This window comes from Acidobacteriota bacterium (assembly GCA_009861545.1).
GTDB lineage: Bacteria > Acidobacteriota > Vicinamibacteria > Vicinamibacterales > UBA8438 > WTFV01.
In genome coordinates this window covers 1-6,153 of sequence record VXME01000027.1, presented here as the reverse complement: position 1 = coordinate 6,153, position 6,153 = coordinate 1, and the positions used below count along the sequence as shown (strand labels likewise).

The 6,153-nt window shown below is 70.9% G+C and carries 5 protein-coding genes; all 5 read left to right on the top strand.

What is annotated here, in order from left to right:
- Window positions 1–65: 65 nt before the first annotated feature.
- Window positions 66–1,310: a pyridoxal phosphate-dependent aminotransferase gene (locus F4X11_04135; protein MYN64203.1), complete on the top strand. Its 1,245-nt coding sequence runs from the start codon at window positions 66–68 to the stop codon at window positions 1,308–1,310.
- Window positions 1,307–3,580, top strand: a complete 2,274-nt coding sequence (selD, locus tag F4X11_04130) for a selenide, water dikinase SelD (GenBank protein MYN64202.1) — start codon at window positions 1,307–1,309, stop codon at window positions 3,578–3,580. The genes F4X11_04135 and selD overlap by 4 nt, the downstream gene beginning before the upstream one ends.
- Before the next feature lie 21 nt (window positions 3,581–3,601).
- Window positions 3,602–4,069, top strand: a complete 468-nt coding sequence (locus F4X11_04125; protein MYN64201.1) for a peroxiredoxin — start codon at window positions 3,602–3,604, stop codon at window positions 4,067–4,069.
- Between the two features lie 73 nt (window positions 4,070–4,142).
- Window positions 4,143–5,450, top strand: coding sequence for a M23 family metallopeptidase (locus F4X11_04120; protein ID MYN64200.1), 1,308 nt, complete (start codon window positions 4,143–4,145; stop codon window positions 5,448–5,450).
- A 13-nt stretch (window positions 5,451–5,463) separates the two neighbouring features.
- Window positions 5,464–6,153 (top strand): DUF1015 domain-containing protein (locus F4X11_04115; GenBank protein ID MYN64199.1); only part of this gene is annotated, 690 nt, incomplete at its 3' end.

Genomic DNA, 6,153 nt, shown 5'->3' with positions numbered 1-6,153 from the left:
TCGTCGGCTCGCGCCTACAATTGTCGCATCTGTTTTCTGCGGCGCAGACTCCTAGTCTCGGACATATGTTCTCGTCACGTGTTCCGGCCGCCCGGACCGTCAACCGGCTCTCGCGGACGCACGCTCGGCTCAGGGCGCAGGGGGGCGACGTGATCGACCTCTCCGAGTCGAATCCAACGCGTGTGGGACTGCATTACCCGCCGGACCTCCTCGACTGCCTCGGATCGTCGGCTGCCCTCCGCTATGACCCTTCGCCTAGTGGGTTGCCGGCTGCCCGGCAGGCCGTCGCGTCCTGGCTCTCGCGACTTCCTCGTGTTCGACGTTCACCGGCCGCGACGGCATCCGGTGAGGGTGCCGACCCCGGCAGGGTCTCTGGTCCAAGGCCGGTCGATCCGGGCCGCATCGCGCTCACCGCCAGCACCAGCGAGGCGTACGCCTGCCTCTTCAAGCTCCTCTGCGACCCGGGAGACAGCGTCCTGGTGCCGCAGCCGAGCTATCCGCTGCTGGAGCATCTTGCGCGGTTCGAAGGCGTGAAGCCGGTACCGTACCGGCTGGTGTACCACGGGGCCTGGCGAATCGACCTTCCCGCGTTGCGCGAGGCGACCGGGCAGCGGGCTCGCGCGATCATCGTCGTGAATCCCAACAACCCGACCGGGTCGTTTCTCGCACCGGACGATTTCGAGTCACTGACGTCGCTCTGCCGGGAGCGGGGCTTGCGGTTGATCGTCGACGAGGTGTTCAACCCCTACCCTATCGACCCGTTCCCCGGACGCAGTCGAAGCGTGCTCGAGCGACCCGCGGACGTGCTTACCTTCGTCCTGGGCGGGCTGTCCAAGGCGGTCGGCCTGCCGCAGGTCAAGCTCGGGTGGATAGCCGTCGACGGTCCCGGCGGCGAGGTCGATCCGGCTCTCGACGCGCTCGATCTCATTCTGGATACCTACCTGTCCGTCTCCACGCCGGTCCAGCTCGCCGCCGAGCGGCTTCTGACCGCGGGGGCTTCCGTGAGGGAACAGATCCGCGCCCGCATCGCGGCGAACCACCGCACGTTGGTCCGGTTGGTGGCCGAACATCCGGCGGCAGGTCTGCTGCGCACTGAAGGCGGGTGGTACGCTGTTGTCCAGGTTCCGGCCACGAAGTCGGAAGAGGCGCTCGCGCTCGAGCTGCTGGAGCAGGATCACGTGCTCGTGCACCCAGGCTACTTCTTCGACTTCCCGCGCGAGGCGTTCCTCGTGATGAGCCTGCTCCCGGAGCCGGAGCGGTTCGCGGCGGCGATCCAACGCGTGTTGGCGCGCGCCGCCGGCACGCCATGACCAGCGGCGCGCCCGTTCTCAAGGATCTCGTCCTCGTCGGCGGCGGCCACAGCCACGTCATCGTGCTCCGCCGGCTGGGCATGCGTCCGATCCCCGGCGTGCAGGTCACGATCATCGCGCGCGATCTCCATGCGCCCTACTCCGGGATGCTGCCCGGCCTGATTGCCGGCCTCTACGCGTTCGACGACGTCCACATCGACCTCGGGCCGCTCGCGCGCTTCGCCGGGGCGCGTCTGTTCCACGGCGAGGCGGTGGGGCTCGACCTGGACAAGCGCACGGTGCTGTGCCGCAAGCGGCCGCCGGTGCCCTACGACGTGCTGTCTATCGATACCGGCATCGCGCCGCGGCTCGACGTCGACGGGGCGGTGGAGCACGCCGTCCCGGTAAAGCCCATCGGAGGTCTGGTCGCGCGCTGGGAGCGCCTGGCCCATCGCGTGCGCGAGAGCCCTCGGATGCTGCGCGCGGCGATCGTGGGCGCGGGGGCGGCCGGCGTGGAGTTGACGCTGTCGATGCAGCACGCGTTCTCCACGCGGGCGCAGGCCGCCGCCGGCGGCTTCCAGGTTCCGGAGTTCCATCTGTTCGGCGCGGCGCCGACCGTGCTGCCGACGCACAACCGGGGCGCGCAGCAACGCTTCGCGCACGTGCTCGCCGAGCGAGGCGTGCAGCTCCATCTGGGAACGCGAGTCACCCGGGTCGAGGCCGGCCGACTGGAAACCGCCGACGGCGGGTCTCTCGAGGTGGACGAAGTCGTCTGGGCCACCGCCGCCGCGCCCCCGTCCTGGCCGGCCGCGTCCGGGCTCGCGGTGGACGGCGCGGGCTTCATCGCGGTCGATGAGACCCTGCAATCGACGTCGCATCCGGGCGTCTTCGCGGCGGGGGACGTCGCCTCCGTCCTGGAGCATCCGCGCGAGAAGGCGGGGGTGTTCGCCGTCCGCCAAGGCAAGCCCCTCGCCGCGAACCTGCGGCGCGCGCTGCTCGGCGAGAAGCTGCGGCCGTTCCACCCGCAGCGCCGGTTCCTGAGCCTGATCAGCACGGGCGACCGCTACGCCGTCGCCTCCCGCGGCCGGTGGTCGGCCGAGGGCGCCTGGGTGTGGCGCTGGAAGGATTGGATCGACCGGCGCTTCATGCGGCGCTTCGCCGACCTGCCGGAGATGGATGTGGAGTCGGCGGGCAGCCGTCCGGCGCCGGCCGTGCCGCCGGGTCTGGCCCCGCCGGACGTCGTGCGCGAGCTGTCGGTCGTGGCCATGCGCTGCGGCGGCTGCGGGTCGAAGGTGGGCGCCACGCTGCTCGACCGGGTCGTCGCCCGGTTGGAGCCGGTGCGGCGGGACGACGTCGTGGTCGGGCTGGATGCCCCGGACGACGCGGCGGTGGCCTCGCTGCCGCCCGGCAAGCTGCTGGTGCAGTCGGTCGACGCTTTTCGTTCGATGATCGACGACCCGTGGCTTTTCGGCCGGATCACCGCGAACCATTGCCTGAGCGACCTCTATGCCATGGGCGCGGAGCCGTGCTCGGCGCTGGCCATCGTCACGATTCCGCACGGGCTCGAATCGAAGATGGAGACCCTGCTCGAAGACCTCCTGTCGGGCGCGGTCAAGGTGTTGAACGAAGGTGGCGCGGCGCTGGTGGGCGGACACACGAGCGAGGGCGCGGAGGTCCAGCTCGGCCTCTCGGTGAGCGGCTCCATCGATCCCGACCGGATTCTCCGCAAGGGCGGTCTGCGTCCCGGCGACCGGCTGATGCTCACCAAGCCGATCGGCACGGGGACGCTCCTCGCCGCCGACATGCGGGGCAAGGCGAAGGCGCGCTGGGTGGACGGCGCGATCCGGACGATGCTCCATTCGAACCGGGACGCGGCCGAGGCGGTGCGGGCCAGCGGCGGGCGTTCATGCACCGATGTGACCGGGTTCGGGCTGCTCGGTCACCTTGTGGAGATGACGAAGGCGTCCGGCGTCGACGTTTGCGTGGCGCTCGACGCGGTGCCGATCCTCGACGGCGCGGAAGAGACCGCCGCGCGCGGGCTGCTGAGCTCGCTGCAGCCGCAGAACGTCCGCCTGCGGCGGGCCGTCGCCAACGTCGAGACGGCCGGCGCCGATCCTCGCTACCCCCTGCTGTTCGACCCGCAGACCGCCGGCGGGCTCCTGGCCGGGATACCCGAGGCTCGGGTCGAGGCGTGCATCGACCGGCTGCATGCGTTGGGCTACACTCGCGCGGCGGTGATCGGCGTCGTCGCCGAGCGGAACGACGACGCGCCGCCGATCACGATCGCCTGAACGACAGGAGGACTCTCAACCATGATCGAAGTCGGACAGCCGGCGCCTGCATTCACCCTGCAGAACCAGGACGGCGAGGAGGTCAGCCTGGCCGGCCTCCGGGGACGGTGGGTGGTGCTCTACTTCTACCCGAAGGACGACACGCCCGGATGCACCAAGGAGGCCTGCGAGTTCACGGCCGGGATCGCGGACTTCGAGAAGCTCGAAGCGGTCATCCTCGGCTGCAGCCCCGACGATGCGGCGTCGCACCGGAAGTTCATCGCCAAGTACGACCTGCAGGTGCAACTGCTGTCCGACCCGGCGCACGCCGCCATGGAGGCCTACGGCGCCTGGGGCGAGAAGGTGCTCTACGGCCGCAAGTCCGTCGGCGTCATCCGCTCCACCACGTTGATCGACCCGGCCGGAAACGTCGCCCACCACTGGAAGAAGGTGCGGGCGGCGGGGCACGCCGGGCACGTGGCGGCCCGTCTCGCGGCCCTTCGGGGGTGAACACGACGCCGGCGGCCGCGCCGGCAAGCACCGGGCGGCCCGATCCGCAGTGTGCTATACTGCGCTTTCCTTCATGTTCGTTCGGTCCCCCTTCCTCGCCGTTTTCTGTCTATCGGTCATTGCGGCCGCGGGCTGCAACGTCGAGTCGGCGCCGGCCGCCGAGGCCCAGACGCGCGTCACGGCATCGGTACCCGACGGCGGCGAAGACATCCTGCTGCCGCCGCTGACGCGCAACGTCGACGGCCGCGTACCGAACGGAGCGACGCTGGCGACCCTGTTCGACCGGCACGATCTGGGCGACAGGGCGCACCCGCTGGTCGAGGCGATCCGGGAGGTGTTCGATCCGCGGAGGCTGCGGGTCGACAACGCCTACCGCCTCGTGCTCGGGATCGACGACGGGGATTTCCGGCGGTTCCTGTACCACATCGACGACGACCATTTCCTGCGGGCCGACGCGACGGGCGACGGCTTCGAGGCCGCCCTGGTGCCGTATCGCCAGGTGCGTGTGGAGCAGGTGGTGGAAGCCGGCATCGACGCCGAGAACAACTCGCTGGTAGCCGCGCTGGGCGCCCAGGACCAGGGCGTGCTGCTGGCCGTGGCCCTGGCCGAGGTGCTCGGCGGCGAGATCGATTTCAACAACGACCTCCGCCGGGGCGACGAGTTCGCGATGCTGTACGAGGAGGTCCACCGCGAGGAGCTCTTCGGCGGCGACGGCGAGCCGTCGTTCTCGCGCTACGGCGACGTGCTCGCGGCGGAGTTCACCAACGACGGTCGCCGGCTGCAGGCGTTTCGCTTCCACGTGCCGGGCGAGCCCGAGGCGCAGTATTTCGACGCCGACGGCCGCTCGATGAAGCGGCTGTTTCTGCGCTCGCCGTTCCGGTTCGAGCCACGGATCACGTCACGGTTCTCCTACCGGCGCGTGCATCCGATCCTCGGCGGCGTGCGGCCCCATCTCGGCGTCGACTACGGCGCGCCTACCGGCACCCCGGTCATCGCCGTGGCCACCGGAACGGTCGTCTCGGCCGGGCGTAGCGGCGGGTCCGGCAACATGGTGCGGTTGCGCCACACCAACGGCTACGAGACGTACTACCTGCATCTCTCCGCGTTCGGCAGCGGCATCCGCCGCGGCCGGCGCGTGTTTCAGGGCCAGGAGATCGGGAAGGTCGGCTCGACGGGGCTGTCGACCGGCCCGCACCTCGACTACCGGATGCGGAAGAACGGCGTGTTCGTCAATCCGCTTCTCGAGCACCGCAACCTGCCGCCCGGCGATCCCGTGCCGGATGCGCATCGCGAGGCGTTCGAGGCGGTGCGGGACGAGGCGCTCGCCCGGCTCGGGTCTGCACCGACCATAGCGCCGTTGGCCTCCGTGGCCGCCAACTAGCGAACCGTCCGCCTTGGCCATCATCCGCCCGTTCCGCGCACTGCGCCCGGCGCCGGCAGCCGCCGCGGCCGTCGCCGCCGTCCCCTACGACGTCGTGTCGATCCGCGAGGCGCGGCGGCTGGCTGCGGACAACCCGCTCAGCTTTCTCCACGTGTCGCGCGCGGAGATCGATCTGCCGGACGGTGCCGATCCGTACGGCCCGGCCGTCTACGAGCGGGCGGCCCGCAACCTGAAGACCCTGGCCGAGCGGGCGCCGCTCGTCGTCGACCCGGCACCGGCGCTGTACCTCTACCGCATGCAGGCGGGGGAGCACGAGCAGATCGGGCTGGCCGGCTGCTTCTCGCTCGACGAGTACGACCGCGACGTCATCAAGCGCCACGAGCGAACGCGCCGCGACAAGGAGGACGACCGGACGCGGCACATGGTGGCGTTGCGAGCGCAGACGGGCATCGTGTTCCTGGCCTACCGGGCGACCGCGGAGCTGGACGCCGCGGTGGACGAGGGCGCAGCCGAGGCGCCCCTGCTGGACGTCGCCGCGCCGGACGGCGTGCGCCACAGCGTATGGCGGTTGTCGCCCGCGGCCACCAGGGCCGCGGGGGGGGGGGGGGGGGGGCGCCGAGGCGGGGCGGGGGGGGGTGGTTTAAACAAAAAACAGCCCCCCACACAAAAAGCACAGGGGGGGAGAGGGAGGGGGGGTGAGATA